This is a genomic window from Citrobacter rodentium NBRC 105723 = DSM 16636 (genome assembly GCF_021278985.1).
GTDB lineage: Bacteria > Pseudomonadota > Gammaproteobacteria > Enterobacterales > Enterobacteriaceae > Citrobacter_A > Citrobacter_A rodentium.
This window is the reverse complement of record NZ_CP082833.1, coordinates 1,786,703-1,803,231: the sequence shown is the minus strand read 5'-3', so window position 1 is coordinate 1,803,231 and position 16,529 is coordinate 1,786,703. Positions and strand designations below refer to the sequence as shown.

Here is a 16,529-nt window from a genome sequence, read left to right as displayed (position 1 = left end):
ATTCAGCTCTCATTTACTTAGCGGTAAGAATATCATCAACGATGTTACCCAGCTCATGTTCCGGCGTATCACCACTGATATCCCAGATAATTGCCCCACCGAACCCCTGCTGTTTGATGTAATCCACTTTTTCGCGAATAGATTGCGGATCGTCATAAGTAAGGAATTCTTGCTTGCTCGAGCTGTAGAGATACGGAACGCGTGATTGAGAATCCCAGTAACGCTTGTACTCTCCGCTTGCCAGTTTCGCTTTCAGCACATACCACGGGTTCGTTCCGGTATACTGCCCCACATCATCCCATGCGCCTTTTACAGAAGCATCGCCCGGCGCAAACAGACCCGGCAAACCCGGTTCTATTTGGGTGGAAGGAACCGATCCCCATCCCCTGCCGTAATAGGGAACGCCCATCATCAGTTTGTCTTTAGGGATCTGCCAGACTTCCGCATATTCGCGCATCGCTCCGGCGACATTCAGTTTCTGATCGGCATCTTTTTTGTTGGCAAATAGCGGCGCGTTATGACCGGTTATCGGGTCAAAAGCACCGTGGATGTCATATGCCATCACGTTAATGCTGTCGAGATATTCCGCCGTAACAGCCGGATTAATGTACTTCACATTTTTATGGTTAGTGGTGACGGCAGCCGAGAGCTGATAATACTTATCGTCTTTCCGTCCCTGCGCATCAAGCTTGCTGCGTAACGATTTTACGAGTTTAGTAAACTGATTTTTTTCGGTTTCGTTGTCCGGGTATTCCCAGTCAATATCCAGACCGTCAAATTTCCAGTCGTGGACATATTTAACCATGCTGTCCGCCAGCTTCTCGATCCCTTCATCAGAACTGGTCGCCGCTTCAAACGCCCCCTCCTGCGAGTTATCCCAGCCGCCGACGGAAAGCATAAAGGTCACATTATTTTTTTCGGTTAACTTCTCGAGAGTACGCATTAAATCAGGCGCCTGCGCGGTATCATGCATTGTGACGACGCCATTCTTAACGACGGCAAAGCCATAATTCAGATGGCTCAATCCCTTATAGTTTACCTTATCCGGCGTAAAGAAATTATGCGCCTCATAAACGCCCCATTCAGGGAAATAGCCAATGACCTTACGCTGCGCTTTAACTTTCTTTTTCTCGCTATTCTGCAAATCTACCGCTTGCTGACCGGTATAAGGAGTGAACTGAAACTCTGAATAGATGTTAAAGTTAACTTTATCCCCTTGTTTCCATACCGGATCGGTTGACGGGCTAATCCCCTGATCCACCCACCATTGCGCTGTCCAGTAATAACCCAGGAAGCGAACTTTTTCGCCCCCTCTATAGGTTGAATTTGGATCATAAGGTTGAGATATTATTGCCAGTTCGTCTTTAGCGGCAATCATCGCGTAAGTTGAACCCGGGAAATTATTCTGGCTGCTATCGGTATACGCTTCCCAGCTATAACCCAGATCCTTCGATATCATCATCCACGGGTCAAGCCCGGAAAAAGAGTTCGTCTGGTCGTTGGGAACCACTGAAGCCGCTGAAGCGACTAACGGGAGCCCCAGAGTCGCCAGGATTATGGCCTTCGTGAGCTTATTTAATGTCATAACGCCTCCATTTAATTACAATCCATCAATTAAGCGAATATATTAAAATATTTCCTAATATATCGGAGAGATCAATTAACAGATGTAATTACCGCTGGCAAATATTTATTTTTAATTTCTTTATAAATAAGCCCAGAGGAAAATAAAACGCCTTGATGGTTATCTTTAAATGAGTTTTTATAGAAAGTAACAATACTATCCAGTCAGAGAATTAAATTTATTTATTCATTTTATAAATAAAAGCCGCCCTGATATAAATCAGAATGGCTTTCATTTGTTAAATCAGAAAAAAACGACGTAAACCGCTGCCGCCACGATAAAACGATAAATAGCAAACGGAATAAACGAAATGCGTTTAATGAGCTGCAGGAAGGTTTTGATAGCAATCAATGCAACGATAAAAGCCGTCACAAAACCCACGGCGAACATTGGAATATCCGCCACCGTCAGGAACGACCAGCTTTTGTAGAGATCCAGCACCGTCGCGCCCATCATCATCGGCACCGCCAGCAGGAAGGAGAACTCCGACGCTGCGTACCGGCTCACTCCCATCAGCATCCCGCCGGAAATGGTCGCCCCGGAACGAGAGAAACCCGGCCACAGCGCCAGACACTGAAAACAACCGATCATAAACGCCTGGCGGTAAGTCATATCGTCGAGGCCGGGGGCGCGCGGTTCTTTCGGCTTCAGGCACTCTGCGGCGATCAGCAATAAACCGCCAACCACCAGCGCATACATCACGTTAATCGGGTTAAACAGCGATTTAATCATGTCGTGGAAGAGCAGTCCCAGCACCACTGCCGGGATCATCCCCAGCAGAATATGAATAAGCGTTAAGCGCCCTTTGCTCTCGCCTTCGCGCTGTAGCGGACGACCAAAATGAATGCCGATCAGGCCGAACAGCCGCCGCCAGAACATCACCACCACCGCCAGAATCGACCCCAGCTGGATCACCACCTCAAAGGTCTTTGCCGTGTCGCCCTCAAAACCCAGCAGATGGCCGACGATGATCATATGGCCGGTACTGGAAACCGGTAAAAACTCCGTCAATCCTTCGACCACACCCAGAATCGCCGCAACCAGCAGCGAGTGCATATCACTCATCAATAAACCCCTAAACAGAAAAAACCAAAAAATTGCAGCAAAAGCGATCCTGCCGTAAGACTCTTTTATATCCGTTTGGTTTAATATTTATGAAGTTAATTATTTCCCTTTCAGATTACTGCTACGTTCGATCACCACGCCAACGTTCGCCGCGCGCGCCACCGCGCCGGGCTTGCTGAGTTTGATGCGCACCCACGGCGAATTAAAGCGGCTCAGCAGCAGTTCAGCGACCTCTTCAGCCACACGCTCCACCAGCGCAAAACGTCCGCCCTCGACATGATCGATTACCGTCTGCGCGATATCCGCATAGCTCAGGCAATCGGCAACGTCGTCGCTTTTGGCTGCTTTGCGGTTATCCCACGCCATTTCGATATCGAACACCAGCTTCTGTTCGATGGTCTGTTCCCAGTCATAAACACCAATGGTGGTGATTACCGAAAGTTGCTCTATAAATACAATATCCATCACGACCTGCCCGCTTTTTGGCTCCCCCGGATACCACTTCCGGCGAAATATGCGTATTATCCACAGAAGTAGCGTTTTACACGACATTTTCAAAACGGAACAGCTTATGAGTGCAATCGCGCCTGGAATGATCCTCATCGCGTACCTCTGCGGCTCCATTTCCAGTGCCATTCTGGTCTGCCGCCTTGCCGGCTTGCCCGACCCGCGTACCAGCGGTTCCGGCAATCCCGGCGCGACCAATGTGTTACGAATCGGTGGCAAGGGAGCAGCCGTAACGGTATTGATTTTCGACATCCTGAAGGGGATGTTGCCCGTCTGGGGCGCATACGCGTTAGGCGTTACCCCCTTCTGGCTGGGCCTGATCGCCATTGCCGCCTGTCTGGGCCATATCTGGCCGGTGTTCTTTGGATTTAAAGGCGGCAAAGGCGTCGCGACGGCCTTCGGCGCCATCGCCCCTATCGGCTGGGATTTAACCGGCGTAATGGCGGGCACCTGGCTGCTTACCGTCCTGCTGAGCGGCTACTCGTCGCTGGGCGCCATTGTCAGCGCGCTGATCGCGCCGTTTTACGTCTGGTGGTTCAAACCGCAGTTCACCTTTCCGGTTTCCATGCTCTCGTGCCTGATCCTGCTGCGCCATCATGACAACATCCAGCGTCTGTGGCGTCGCCAGGAGACGAAGATCTGGTCAAAGCTGAAGAAGAAACGCGAGAAAGACGCGGAGTAGATTTTCGCACACGCTCCGGGCCTGACATCAGGCCCGGACAGCGGCTTAGCGCGCCGCCTGATACCCCTCATCCGGCCTGCCTAACCGCTGCTGGCACCACGCCGCCAGAAACTCGACGCAGACCCTTAGCTTCACGCTGCGATATAGCGGTTCCCGATAGACCGCCCAGATATTCGCGCTCTGGGCATACTCAGGTAACACCCGCACCAGTTTGCCGCTCGCCAGAAACGGCTGCACGTCCCACTCGGAGCGCAGCATAATCCCCTTCCCCTCCAGCGCCCATTGCAGCACAATTTCCCCGCTATTCGACGACAGATGCCCGCTCACTTTTACCGATTTTTTCTCCTTACCGTTGCCTAATTCCCAGATCCCGTGCGTCATATCACGCTCTTTCGTCACCAGACAATCGTGGCGGCTTAATTCCTGCAAGGTTTTCGGCTCCGAATATTTTTTCAGGTAGGCGGGCGCCGCGCATAATATCCTGCTGTTTTTTGTTAACAGATGCGCAATATAATAATCCGGTATGGCGTCATTAATCCGAATATCCAGGTCGATATTATCCTGCGCTAAATCGATTTGCCGATCAAAAAGCTCAAAATGGACCTGTAGCTCCGGATAATTGCGCATCAGTTCGGTAATGGCGGGCGCAATATGGCTACGGCCAAAACCGAAGCTACAGCCAATACGAATCATCCCTTCCGGACGCGTTTTAATTTGCGTTACCTCATCCACCAGCCGCTGATAGCGGGTCAGGATCTCCAGCGCATGTTCATAGCACCGTTGTCCGCACTCGGTGAGCGCCACCCCTCTTGCCGAGCGGTTGAGCAGCGTGGTGGCCAGCGCGGACTCCAGAATCTGGATCCGTTTCGTCACGAACGCCGGCGTTTGTCCGAGGGCCGCCGCCGCCGCGCTAAAGCTTCCCGTATGGACAATTTCAACCAGCACCTGCAGGTCTTTCGCTAAAGGATAGTTGTTCAGCATGTTCGGCTTATCCGTGAATAGATTGCCCACAGTGTAATTTCCTTCAGCGCCGTGTTCCCTGCCCTTGCTCAATTTTCCACGTCTTTCAGCGCCATGATTCACGAACTGTTAATTACAGATACACAGGGGCGACAAATAAAAAAACCACAACTTTAGTGGTAGTTTACTGCAGAGAATTTATTTCCAGACAAATAAAAAACTGGAGTTGACATGATGAGCAATCAAAATAAGCAAGACGCGATAAATAAGCTGACGGAAATTGTCGCCGATTTTACCGCGATGATTTCCACCCGGATGCCCGACGACGTGGTGGACAAATTAAAACAGCTGCGCGACGCCGAAACATCGTCGATGGGGAAAATCATCTACCACACGATGTTCGACAACATGCAAAAAGCGATCGACCTGAACCGCCCGGCCTGCCAGGACACCGGTGAAATCATGTTCTTCGTGAAAGTCGGTTCCCGCTTCCCGCTGCTGGGCGAGTTGCAGAGCATACTGAAACAGGCGGTAGAAGACGCCACCGTCAAAGCGCCGCTGCGTCATAACGCGGTGGAAATTTTTGACGAAGTGAATACCGGGAAAAACACCGGCAGCGGCGTGCCGTGGGTGACATGGGACATCATTCCCGACGGCGACGACGCGGAAATCGAAGTGTATATGGCGGGCGGCGGCTGCACTCTGCCGGGCCGCTCGAAAGTGCTGATGCCTTCCGAAGGTTACGAAGGCGTCGTTAAGTTCGTCTTTGAAAACATCTCTACTCTGGCGGTGAACGCCTGTCCGCCGGTGCTGGTCGGCGTGGGTATCGCCACCTCCGTGGAAACCGCCGCCGTGCTGTCGCGCAAAGCGATTCTGCGCCCCATCGGCACCCGCCATCCAAACCCCAAAGCCGCCGAGCTTGAGCTACGCCTGGAAGAGGGGCTGAACCGCCTGGGTATTGGTCCGCAGGGGCTGACCGGCAACAACTCGGTGATGGGCGTGCATATTGAATCCGCCGCGCGCCACCCGTCCACCATCGGCGTGGCCGTCTCCACCGGCTGCTGGGCGCACCGTCGCGGTACGCTGCTGGTCCATGCCGATCTCTCCTTCGAAAACCTGTCTCATACCCGGAGCGCGCTATGAAAAAGATCCTGACGACCCCGATCAAGGCCGAAGACCTGGAAGATATTCGCGTTGGCGATGTGATCTACCTGACCGGCACGCTGGTCACCTGCCGCGACGTCTGCCATCGCCGTCTGATCGAACTCAAGCGCCCAATCCCTTACGACCTCAACGGCAAGGCGATTTTCCACGCCGGGCCGATCGTGCGTAAAAACGGCGACAAATGGGAGATGGTATCCGTCGGCCCGACCACCAGTATGCGTATGGAAGCATTCGAAAAAGAGTTCATCGAGCAGACCGGCGTCAAACTGGTTGTCGGCAAAGGCGGTATGGGACCGCTGACGGAAGAAGGCTGCCAGAAGTTCAAGGCGCTGCACGTGATCTTCCCGGCTGGCTGCGCGGTGCTGGCGGCGACTCAGGTGGAGGAGATCGAGGAAGTGCACTGGACGGAACTCGGTATGCCGGAATCGCTGTGGGTTTGCCGGGTAAAAGAGTTCGGCCCGCTGATTGTCTCCATTGACACCCACGGCAACAACCTGATCGCCGAAAACAAAAAGCTGTTTGCCGAGCGTCGCGGCCCGATCGTCGACGAAATCTGCGAACACGTACATTACATCAAATAACCCTTCCGGAGAGGCGCTGCGCCTCTCCCCATTCGCAGGGATACGACAATGGCACCTTTAGCTGGTTGGTGGCGATACCTGGCTCCGCTGGTGGTCATCGCCATTATTGCTGTTTTGCCCGTCCCCGCCGGGCTTGAAAGCCACACCTGGCTCTATTTTGCGGTTTTTACCGGCGTGATTGTAGGACTCATTCTGGAACCTGTCCCCGGCGCGGTGGTGGCGATGATCGGCATCTCGATTATCGCCATCCTCTCGCCGTGGCTGCTGTTCAGCCCGGCGCAGCTGGCGCAGGACGGCTTTAAATTCACCGCCAAAGCGCTGTCACGGGCGGTGTCAGGTTTTTCTAACTCGGTTATCTGGCTGATTTTCGCCGCCTTTATGTTCGGCACCGGATATGAAAAAACCGGCCTCGGACGGCGTATCGCGCTGTGGCTGGTGAAGAAAATGGGCCATCGCACGCTGTTTCTCGGCTACGCGGTCATGTTCTCCGAACTGATCCTCGCCCCCGTTACGCCGTCTAACTCCGCGCGCGGCGCCGGGATCATCTATCCGATTATCCGCAACCTGCCGCCGCTGTACCACTCGCAGCCGAATGACGCCAGCTCGCGTTCTATCGGCTCATACATCATGTGGATGGGCATCACCGCCGACTGCGTGACCAGTGCCGTTTTCCTTACCGCGATGGCCCCGAACCTGCTGCTGACGGGCCTGATGAAAAGCGCCTCCAATACGACGCTGAGCTGGGGCGACTGGTTCCTGGGGATGCTGCCGCTGAGTATTCTGCTGATTCTGCTGGTGCCGTGGCTCGCTTACGTGCTCTATCCGCCGGTACTGAAGTCGGGCGATCAGGTGCCGCGCTGGGCGCAGGCGGAGCTGAAAGAGATGGGGCCTCTGTGCGCCCGTGAGAAAAAGATGCTGGCGCTGATGGTCGGCGCGCTGGTGCTGTGGATTTTCGGCGGCGACTATATTCACGCAGCGCTGGTCGGCTACAGCGTGGTGGCGCTGATGCTGGTGCTGCGCATCATCTCCTGGGACGACATTATCAGTAACAAAGCCGCATGGAACGTCTTTTTCTGGCTGGCGTCGCTGATAACCCTGGCCACCGGGCTGAACAACACCGGTTTTATCACCTGGTTTGGCAAGCTGCTGGCAAGCGGTCTGAGCGGCTATTCGCCGACGATGGTGATGGTGGCGCTGATCGTGGTGTTTTACCTGCTGCGCTACTTCTTCGCCAGCGCCACGGCCTACACCTCCGCCCTGGCGCCGATGATGATCGCCGCGGCGCTGGCAATGCCGGACATTCCGCTGCCGGTATTTTGCCTGATGGTCGGCGCGGCGATTGGCCTGGGCAGCATTCTCACTCCGTATGCCACCGGCCCCAGCCCTATCTACTACGGCAGCGGCTACCTGCCGACGGCAGATTACTGGCGGCTGGGGGCCATTTTTGGTCTGACCTTTATGGTGCTGTTAATCATCACCGGCCTGGTCTGGATGCCTCTCGTTTTGCTTTAACCCTCGTTGGGGCGGCCGGGCGGCTGCCCCTTTTTTCTATAAGCTTCTCATATGACCGCTTTCACCGCCTGCTGAGGCATACTTTTTTGCCATGCAAACATCCTCACGCAGACAGGGGAAACGCTCTGGACACGGTTGCGCACAAGACACTCACTCGGGGCTGGCAGGCTGAACTGGATCTGCGCTTTACCCGCGCCGCCGACAAAACGCTGCTGACCTCGGCGCGCCACGTTGGCCCCTTAACCGTGCAGCGTCCGTTCTATCCGGAAGGAGACGTTTGCCACCTCTATTTACTCCATCCGCCCGGCGGAATTGTCGGCGGCGATGAGCTGACGCTCTCCGTCACGCTGGAGGCTGACAGCCATGCGTTAATCACCCAGCCCGGCGCGGGAAAGTTTTACCGCAGCGCGGGCCAGCAGGCGCGGCTGCGGCAGACTTTTACTCTCGCCCCTGGCGCCACGCTGGAGTGGCTGCCGCAGGATACGATCCTCTTTCCCGGCGCTGACGCCCGCATCTGCTCCACGTTTCATTTGACTGCTGAAAGTCGGCTGCTCGGCTGGGACGTCATCTGCTTCGGACGACCGGTTATGCAGGAAACCTTTAGCCACGGCGTGCTGAATAACCGCCTCGGGATCCGGCGCGACGGCCTGCCGCTACTGATCGAAGGCCTGCGGATTACGCAGGGTCAGCTGTCCCGTATCGCGCATCAGCCGTGGTGCGGCACGCTGTTCTGCTGTCCGGCGACAGAAACCATGCTCGACGGCGTGCGTGAACGCCTTACGCCGTTCGGCGAATACGCGGGCGCGACGCTTGTCGATTCGCTGCTCGTCGTGCGTTTTCTGGCGGACGACAATCTGCTAATCCAGCGCGCGATGCGCGATATCTGGCGCTTCCTGCGCCCGCAGCTCACGCAAAAACCCCCGCATCTGCCGCGCATCTGGCAAACCTGAGAGACGCCCTATGGAACTGACACCCCGAGAAAAAGACAAGCTGTTGCTCTTTACCGCCGCGCTGGTGGCGGAGCGCCGTCTGGCGCGCGGCCTGAAGCTGAATTATCCGGAAGCGGTGGCGCTGATCAGCGCTTTTATTATGGAGGGCGCACGCGACGGCAAAAGCGTGGCCTCGCTGATGGAGGACGGTCGCCACGTGCTCGCCCGCGATCAGGTGATGGAGGGCGTCCCGGAGATGATCCCCGACATTCAGGTGGAGGCCACCTTTCCGGACGGATCCAAGCTGGTCACCGTCCACAATCCGATCGTATAAGGAGCGGCTATGATCCCTGGCGAATACCGGATCGCGGCGGGCAACATCGCGATCAACAGCGAACGGGAAACCTGCACCCTCGTGGTGGAAAATCACGGCGACCGCCCCATTCAGGTCGGGTCGCACTACCACTTTTTTGAAGTCAATCCCGCCCTGCGCTTCCCGCGCCAGGCGGCGCGCGGATTCCGCCTGAACATTCCTGCCGGTACTGCGGTGCGTTTTGAACCGGGACAGAAACGCGAGGTCGAGCTGGTGCGGGTGGCGGGCGCAGCGCGCATTTTTGGCTTTCGCGGCGAGGTGATGGGCCCACTGGAGACAGATAATGGCTGAAATTTCCCGGCAGGCCTATGCCGACATGTTTGGCCCCACCACCGGCGATAAGGTGCGCCTGGCGGACACGGATTTGTGGATCGAAGTGGAACGCGATCTCACTACCTATGGCGAAGAGGTGAAATTCGGCGGCGGCAAAGTGATCCGCGACGGCATGGGACAGGGCCAGATGCGCGCCGAAGCCTGCGTGGATCTGGTGATCACTAACGCGCTGATTGTCGATCACTGGGGGATCGTTAAAGCGGATATCGGCATTAAAGACGGCAGGATCTTCGCCATCGGCAAAGCCGGTAATCCCGACATTCAGCCTGACGTAACGATCCCGATTGGCGTCGGAACGGAAGCGATCGCCGGGGAAGGCAGGATCGTCACCGCAGGCGGCGTCGATACCCATATCCACTGGATCTGCCCGCAGCAGGCGCAGGAAGCGCTGGTTTCCGGCGTGACGACGATGATCGGCGGCGGCACCGGACCCGCCGCGGGCACCAACGCCACCACCTGTACGCCCGGCACCTGGTATATCGCCCGAATGTTGCAGGCGGCGGACGCTCTGCCGGTGAATATCGGCCTGCTCGGCAAAGGCAACGGCTCGAATCCTGACGCCCTGCGCGAACAGGTCGCCGCCGGGGCGATTGGCCTGAAAATCCATGAGGACTGGGGAGCGACGCCTGCGGCCATCGACTGCGCGCTGACCGTCGCCGACGAGATGGATATTCAGGTGGCGCTGCACAGCGACACGCTGAACGAGTCCGGCTTTGTTGAGGATACGCTGGCGGCGATCGGCGATCGCACCATCCATACTTTTCACACCGAAGGCGCGGGCGGCGGCCATGCGCCGGACATTATCACCGCCTGCGCGCACGGCAATATTCTGCCGTCATCGACCAACCCGACGCTGCCCTATACCGTTAATACCATCGACGAGCATCTCGATATGCTGATGGTCTGCCATCATCTCGATCCGGATATTGCCGAGGACGTGGCGTTTGCCGAGTCGCGCATTCGTCGCGAAACCATTGCCGCTGAGGATGTGCTGCACGATCTCGGCGCGTTTTCCCTCACCTCATCAGACTCCCAGGCGATGGGGCGCGTGGGCGAAGTGATCCTGCGCACCTGGCAGGTGGCGCACCGGATGAAAGTTCAGCGCGGCGCGCTGGCCGAAGAAACCGGCGATAACGATAACCAGCGGGTGAAACGTTATATCGCCAAGTACACCATTAATCCGGCGCTGACCCACGGTATCGCCCATGAAGTCGGCTCGGTCGAGGCCGGAAAGCTGGCGGATCTGGTGCTGTGGTCACCGGCGTTTTTTGGCGTTAAGCCAGCTGTGATTATCAAAGGCGGGATGATCGCCTGCGCGCCGATGGGCGATATCAACGCCTCAATTCCCACCCCGCAGCCGGTGCATTACCGGGCGATGTTCGGCGCGCTGGGCGCGGCGCGACATCACACCCGCCTGACCTTTCTTTCACAGGCCGCCCAACAGAACGGCGTGGCGCAACGGCTGAATTTACACAGCGCCATTGCAGTGGTGAAAGGCTGCCGGACGGTGAAAAAAGCCGACATGATCCACAACAGCCTGCAACCCGACATCACCGTCGATGCCCAGACCTACGAGGTGCGCATTGACGGCGAATTGATTACCAGCGAACCGGCAGACGTGCTGCCGATGGCGCAACGTTACTTTTTATTTTAAGGAGCCGACATGCTGCTATTAACGCAACGCGTTGCGTCAACGGCGCAAGCCACCGCTACCCTGACGCTGCCGATTGATATCCGCGTAAAAAGCCGGGCCAAAGTGCGGCTGAACGACGGGCGCGAAGCGGGGCTGATGCTGCCGCGCGGCCTGCTGCTGCGCGGCGGCGACCGTCTGAGTAATGAAGACGGAACGGAAGTGGTGGAGATCGTGGCCGCCCACGAAGCGGTTTCGGTGGTGCGCTGCGCCAGTCCGTTCCTGCTCGCCCGCGCCTGTTACCACCTCGGCAACCGCCACGTTCCACTGCAAATCCTGCCGGACGAATTGCGTTATCACCACGATCACGTTCTGGACGCCATGCTACGCCAGTTCGACCTGGAGGTGACATTCGCCCATTTGCCGTTTGAACCGGAAGCGGGCGCCTATGCCAGCGAAACTCACGTTCATCACCACGGCCATGCGCACTGATGCGCGACGCCCGACAACAGCTGCGTCTGATGCAGCTCGCCAGCGCCAGCCTGCCGGTGGGATCGTTTACCTGGTCCCAGGGACTTGAGTGGGCGGTGGAATGCGGCTGGGTGAACAGCATTGACGCCTTTGAGCGCTGGCAGCGACAGCAGATGGAACACGCTTTTTTTACCGTCGACCTGCCGCTGTTCGCCCGGCTTTATCGCGCCTGCGAAGAGAACGATCTCGTGGCCGCCCGCCGCTGGACGGCCTATCTGCTGGCCTGCCGGGAGACCCGCGAACTGCGCGAAGAAGAACGCAACCGGGGGGCGGCGTTTACCCGGCTGGTGACAGACTGGATACCGGACTGTCCGCCCGCCTGGCGCACGCTGTTCGCCGACAGCCAGCTCTGCGGGATGGCCTGGCTCGGCGTGCGGTGGCGGCTGTCGCTGAGCGATCTGGCGTTAACCCTGGGCTACAGCTGGATTGAAAGCGCCGTAATGGCGGGCGTTAAGCTGGTGCCCTTCGGCCAGCAGTCGGCGCAGCGGCTGATCGCCTCGCTTTGCGAACAGTATGCGCAGGGCATGGCGCAGGCGCTGGACTGTCCTGACGAACACCTCGGTTCCGCCACGCCGCTGGCCGCTATCGCCTCGGCCCGTCACGAAACCCAATACTGCCGTTTATTCCGCTCCTGAGGAGAAACCATGAGTCATTACAAGCATCCCCTGCGCGTTGGCGTAGGCGGCCCGGTCGGTTCCGGAAAAACCGCCCTGCTGGAAGCGCTATGCAAAGCCATGCGCGACACATACCAACTGGCGGTGGTCACTAACGACATTTACACCAAAGAGGATCAGCGCATTCTGACCGAGGCCGGCGCGCTGGCGCCGGATCGCATCGTCGGCGTCGAAACCGGCGGCTGTCCGCATACCGCCATTCGTGAAGACGCCTCAATGAACCTGGCGGCAGTAGAAGCATTAAGCGAGAAGTTCGGCGATCTGGAGCTGATCTTCGTGGAAAGTGGCGGCGACAATCTGAGCGCCACCTTCAGCCCTGAGCTGGCGGATCTGACCATCTACGTCATCGACGTGGCGGAGGGTGAGAAGATCCCGCGTAAAGGCGGGCCGGGGATCACCAAATCCGATTTTCTGGTGATCAATAAAACGGATCTGGCTCCCTACGTCGGGGCATCGCTGGAGGTGATGGAGCGCGATACTCTGCGGATGCGCGGCGATCGCCCGTGGACATTCAGCAATTTAAAATCGGGAGAGGGTCTGGCGACGATTATTGCGTTCCTGGAAGAGAAAGGCATGTTAAAGGCGTAGGCCCGGCAAACGTAGCGCCGCCGGGCAAGAGAAAAGAGGTTACGCCGCAGGCAGCTCCGCCAGCGGCCAGCGCGGACGCACGCTCACGCCAAGGTCGGCCAGCGCGCCCGCTTTAAAGCGCACCATTCCGGCATAGGCGATCATCGCGCCGTTATCGGTACAAAATTCCGGGCGCGCATAGAACACTTCGCCACGGCGTTTTTGCATCATCTCCGCCAGCTTCGCGCGCAGGGTGCGGTTGGCGCTGACGCCGCCCGCCATCACCAGCCGTTTGAAGCCCGTCTGCTCCAGCGCGCGTTTGCATTTGATCATCAGGGTATCAACTACCGCATCCTCGAAGGCGCGCGCGATGTCGGCGCGGGTCTGATCGTCGTCGCCGTTGCTGCGAATGGTATTGGCCGCAAAGGTTTTCAGGCCGGAAAAGCTGAAGTCCAGCCCCGGACGGTCAGTCATCGGGCGCGGAAAGACAAAACGTCCGGCGACGCCCTGCACGGCCATTTTCGACAGCATCGGGCCGCCCGGATAATCGAGCCCCAGCAGCTTGGCGGTTTTATCAAACGCTTCGCCTGCGGCGTCATCAATCGACTCGCCCAGCAGTTCATACTGACCGATTCCGGTCACGCTGATAAGTTGGGTATGACCGCCGGATACCAGCAGCGCCACAAACGGAAATTCCGGCGGGTTATCTTCCAGCATCGGCGCCAGCAGATGCCCTTCCATATGGTGCACAGGAATAGCCGGCACGTTCCAGGCAAACGCCAGCGAACGACCGACCGTTGCGCCTACCAGCAGCGCGCCGACCAGGCCCGGACCGGCGGTATAGGCCACGGCGTCGATCTCTTTTGCGCTCAGCCCCGCCTCTTTCAGCGCCGCCTGGATCAGCGGTACGGTTTTACGCACGTGATCGCGGGAGGCCAGTTCCGGCACCACGCCGCCGTAGTCAGCGTGTAATTTCACCTGGCTATACAATTGGTTGGCTAACAGACCTTGTTCGTCGTCGTAAATGGCGATGCCGGTTTCATCGCAGGATGTTTCAATTCCCAGTACACGCATGACTTGTTTCTACCTCGCTTGATTACCGCGCAGTTTAGGGCGAATACGGGTCGATGTATACCCTGCGACCCGACTTCGTGTATACTCTGCCCCCTTACAAAAGTCCCTTTCAAAAAAGGCCGCGGTGCTTTACAAAGCAGCAGCAATTGCAGTAAAATTCCGCACCATTTTGAAATAAGCTGGCGCTGATGCCAGCGGCAAACCGATTTAATCAAAGGTGAGAGGCACATGCCGGTAATTAAAGTACGTGAAAACGAGCCGTTCGACGTAGCTCTGCGTCGCTTCAAGCGTTCCTGCGAAAAAGCAGGTGTTCTGGCGGAAGTTCGTCGTCGTGAGTTTTATGAAAAACCGACTACCGAACGTAAGCGCGCTAAAGCTTCCGCAGTGAAACGTCACGCGAAGAAACTGGCTCGCGAAAACGCACGCCGTACTCGTCTGTACTAATCCGTTGAGGGTTAAGGCTCTCAATTCAGACAGAGTTGTAGTTGTAAGGCCGTGCTTCCGAAAGGAATGCGCGGCTTATTTTCGTTTATGAATGCTAACTACTTGCGGGGCTTATGGCTGGACGAATCCCACGCGTATTTATTAATGATCTGCTGGCAAGAACCGACATCGTCGATCTGATCGACACGCGGGTGAAGCTCAAAAAGCAGGGCAAGAATTATCACGCGTGCTGTCCGTTCCATAACGAAAAAACCCCCTCCTTCACCGTAAACGGTGAAAAACAGTTTTACCACTGCTTTGGATGCGGCGCGCACGGCAACGCGATCGACTTCCTGATGAACTACGACAAGCTCGAGTTCGTGGAAACCGTCGAAGAGCTGGCGGCGATGCACAACCTTGAAGTTCCGTTTGAAGCAGGCTCTGGCCCCAGTCAGATAGAGCGCCATCAACGGCAGAATCTTTATCAATTGATGGACGGTCTGAATACGTTTTATCAGCAATCTCTGATGCAACCCGCCGCTACCCCTGCGCGCCAGTATCTGGAAAAGCGAGGACTCAGTAGCGAGGTGATCGCGCGTTTTGCTATTGGTTTTGCGCCCCCCGGCTGGGACAACGTCCTGAAACGGTTTGGCGGCAATAGTGAAAATCGCCAGTCGCTTATTGATGCGGGCATGTTGGTCACCAACGATCAGGGACGCAGTTACGATCGCTTTCGCGAACGGGTGATGTTCCCTATCCGCGACAAGCGTGGCCGGGTGATTGGCTTTGGTGGTCGGGTGCTGGGCGATGCCCTGCCGAAGTACCTCAACTCCCCGGAAACCGATATTTTTCATAAAGGCCGTCAGCTGTACGGCCTGTATGAAGCGCAGCAGGATAATGCCGACCCACAGCGTCTGCTGGTCGTGGAAGGCTATATGGATGTGGTGGCGCTGGCGCAGTACGGCATTAACTATGCCGTGGCCTCGCTGGGCACCTCAACCACCGCCGATCACATCCAGCTCCTGTTTCGGGCGACCAACAATGTGATTTGCTGTTATGACGGCGACCGGGCGGGACGAGACGCCGCCTGGCGCGCGCTGGAAACCGCTCTGCCTTATATGACGGATGGACGCCAGCTGCGCTTTATGTTTTTACCCGACGGCGAAGATCCGGATACGCTGGTGCGTAAAGAGGGAAAAGCGGCATTTGAAGCCCGGATGGAGCAGGCGCTGCCGCTCTCCGCGTTTTTGTTTAACAGTCTGCTGCCGCAGGTTGATTTGAGCACGCCGGACGGGCGCGCGCAGCTTAGCACGCTGGCGCTGCCGTTGATTACCCAGGTGCCTGGCGAAACGCTGCGTATCTATCTGCGCCAGGAATTAGGCAACAAGCTCGGCATCCTCGACGACAGCCAGCTTGAACGATTAATGCCAAAATTATCTGAAAATGGCCCTTCCCGGCCCGTTCCTCAGCTAAAACGCACGACCATGCGTATACTGATAGGACTACTGGTGCAAAATCCGGAACTGGCGCCGCTGGTGCCGCCGTTAGGCGGACTGGACCACAATAAGCTGCCCGGACTTGGCTTATTCGCCGAACTGGTCAACACTTGTTTGTCCCAGCCCGGGCTGACCACCGGGCAACTTTTAGAGCACTACCGTGGCACAAAAGATGCGGCCACCCTTGAAAAACTGTCGTTGTGGGACGATATAGCAGATAAGGATATTGCTGAAAAAACCTTCACCGACTCACTCAACCATATGTTTGATTCGATGCTTGAGCTGCGCCAGGAAGAGTTGATTGCTCGCGAGCGCACACACGGTTTAAGCAGCGAAGAACGCCGGGAGCTCTGGACCCTAAGCCAGGAGCTGGCGAAAAGTAAATGAACAGAAGGCTTAATTGC

Annotated in this window: 18 protein-coding genes; 13 read left to right on the top strand and 5 right to left on the bottom strand. The window is 56.9% G+C overall.

Features of this window, described 5'->3' with window-relative positions:
- Window positions 1-13: 13 nt before the first annotated feature.
- The 3 genes from K7R23_RS08550 to folB form a co-directional block, all read right to left on the bottom strand.
- Complete coding sequence (locus K7R23_RS08550; RefSeq protein WP_012907641.1) at window positions 14-1,585, bottom strand: glycosyl hydrolase family 18 protein; 1,572 nt, start codon at window positions 1,583-1,585, stop codon at window positions 14-16.
- Between the two features lie 282 nt (window positions 1,586-1,867).
- On the bottom strand, window positions 1,868-2,689 hold the full coding sequence (gene bacA, locus K7R23_RS08545) for an undecaprenyl-diphosphate phosphatase (RefSeq protein ID WP_012907642.1): 822 nt from the start codon (window positions 2,687-2,689) through the stop codon (window positions 1,868-1,870).
- Window positions 2,690-2,788: 99 nt separating this feature from the next.
- Window positions 2,789-3,154 carry a bifunctional dihydroneopterin aldolase/7,8-dihydroneopterin epimerase gene (folB, locus tag K7R23_RS08540; RefSeq protein ID WP_012907643.1) on the bottom strand — a complete coding sequence of 122 codons (366 nt, stop codon included), beginning with the start codon at window positions 3,152-3,154 and terminating at the stop codon, window positions 2,789-2,791.
- 106 nt (window positions 3,155-3,260) lie between these two features.
- On the opposite strand from folB, the gene plsY reads away from it, so the two are divergent.
- On the top strand, window positions 3,261-3,878 hold the full coding sequence (gene plsY, locus K7R23_RS08535; RefSeq protein WP_012907644.1) for a glycerol-3-phosphate 1-O-acyltransferase PlsY: 618 nt from the start codon (window positions 3,261-3,263) through the stop codon (window positions 3,876-3,878).
- Window positions 3,879-3,923: 45 nt separating this feature from the next.
- Here plsY and ttdR read toward each other — a convergent pair whose 3' ends face one another.
- Window positions 3,924-4,859, bottom strand: a complete 936-nt coding sequence (gene ttdR, locus K7R23_RS08530) for an L-tartrate utilization transcriptional activator TtdR (RefSeq protein WP_012907645.1) — start codon at window positions 4,857-4,859, stop codon at window positions 3,924-3,926.
- Window positions 4,860-5,069: 210 nt separating this feature from the next.
- Here ttdR and ttdA point away from each other — a divergent pair, with 210 nt between their 5' ends.
- The 10 genes from ttdA (at window position 5,070) to ureG (ending at window position 13,153) form a co-directional block, all read left to right on the top strand.
- Complete coding sequence (gene ttdA, locus K7R23_RS08525) at window positions 5,070-5,981, top strand: L(+)-tartrate dehydratase subunit alpha (RefSeq protein ID WP_012907646.1); 912 nt, start codon at window positions 5,070-5,072, stop codon at window positions 5,979-5,981.
- The gene (ttdB, locus tag K7R23_RS08520; RefSeq protein WP_012907647.1) at window positions 5,978-6,583 is read left to right on the top strand and encodes a L(+)-tartrate dehydratase subunit beta; all 606 of its coding nucleotides are present in this window, start codon (window positions 5,978-5,980) and stop codon (window positions 6,581-6,583) included. The genes ttdA and ttdB overlap by 4 nt, the downstream gene beginning before the upstream one ends.
- 48 nt (window positions 6,584-6,631) lie before the next feature.
- A complete protein-coding gene (locus tag K7R23_RS08515; RefSeq protein ID WP_012907648.1) occupies window positions 6,632-8,095 on the top strand; it encodes an anion permease in 1,464 nt (487 codons plus the stop codon).
- Between the two features lie 125 nt (window positions 8,096-8,220).
- Window positions 8,221-9,045, top strand: coding sequence for an urease accessory protein UreD (locus K7R23_RS08510; RefSeq protein WP_197534111.1), 825 nt, complete (start codon window positions 8,221-8,223; stop codon window positions 9,043-9,045).
- A 10-nt stretch (window positions 9,046-9,055) separates the two neighbouring features.
- Window positions 9,056-9,358: an urease subunit gamma gene (locus K7R23_RS08505; RefSeq protein ID WP_012907650.1), complete on the top strand. Its 303-nt coding sequence runs from the start codon at window positions 9,056-9,058 to the stop codon at window positions 9,356-9,358.
- 9 nt (window positions 9,359-9,367) lie between these two features.
- Window positions 9,368-9,688 (top strand): urease subunit beta, encoded by a 321-nt coding sequence (locus K7R23_RS08500; RefSeq protein WP_012907651.1) that lies wholly within the window; start codon window positions 9,368-9,370, stop codon window positions 9,686-9,688.
- Window positions 9,681-11,384, top strand: coding sequence for an urease subunit alpha (gene ureC / locus K7R23_RS08495; protein WP_012907652.1), 1,704 nt, complete (start codon window positions 9,681-9,683; stop codon window positions 11,382-11,384). Before K7R23_RS08500 ends, ureC begins: the two co-directional genes overlap by 8 nt.
- A 9-nt stretch (window positions 11,385-11,393) precedes the next feature.
- Window positions 11,394-11,852, top strand: a complete 459-nt coding sequence (gene ureE / locus K7R23_RS08490; RefSeq protein ID WP_012907653.1) for an urease accessory protein UreE — start codon at window positions 11,394-11,396, stop codon at window positions 11,850-11,852.
- Window positions 11,852-12,526: an urease accessory protein UreF gene (locus tag K7R23_RS08485; RefSeq protein ID WP_012907654.1), complete on the top strand. Its 675-nt coding sequence runs from the start codon at window positions 11,852-11,854 to the stop codon at window positions 12,524-12,526. The genes ureE and K7R23_RS08485 overlap by 1 nt, the downstream gene beginning before the upstream one ends.
- A 9-nt stretch (window positions 12,527-12,535) precedes the next feature.
- A complete protein-coding gene (ureG, locus tag K7R23_RS08480; protein ID WP_012907655.1) occupies window positions 12,536-13,153 on the top strand; it encodes an urease accessory protein UreG in 618 nt (205 codons plus the stop codon).
- A gap of 39 nt (window positions 13,154-13,192) precedes the next feature.
- Here the strand turns inward: ureG and tsaD are convergent, their stop codons facing one another.
- Window positions 13,193-14,206 (bottom strand): tRNA (adenosine(37)-N6)-threonylcarbamoyltransferase complex transferase subunit TsaD, encoded by a 1,014-nt coding sequence (tsaD, locus tag K7R23_RS08475; protein ID WP_012907656.1) that lies wholly within the window; start codon window positions 14,204-14,206, stop codon window positions 13,193-13,195.
- Between the two features lie 228 nt (window positions 14,207-14,434).
- Here tsaD and rpsU point away from each other — a divergent pair, with 228 nt between their 5' ends.
- Window positions 14,435-14,650 carry a 30S ribosomal protein S21 gene (rpsU, locus tag K7R23_RS08470; protein ID WP_001144069.1) on the top strand — a complete coding sequence of 72 codons (216 nt, stop codon included), beginning with the start codon at window positions 14,435-14,437 and terminating at the stop codon, window positions 14,648-14,650.
- A 113-nt stretch (window positions 14,651-14,763) separates the two neighbouring features.
- Window positions 14,764-16,512: a DNA primase gene (gene dnaG, locus K7R23_RS08465; protein ID WP_012907657.1), complete on the top strand. Its 1,749-nt coding sequence runs from the start codon at window positions 14,764-14,766 to the stop codon at window positions 16,510-16,512.
- Window positions 16,513-16,529: the final 17 nt, after the last annotated feature.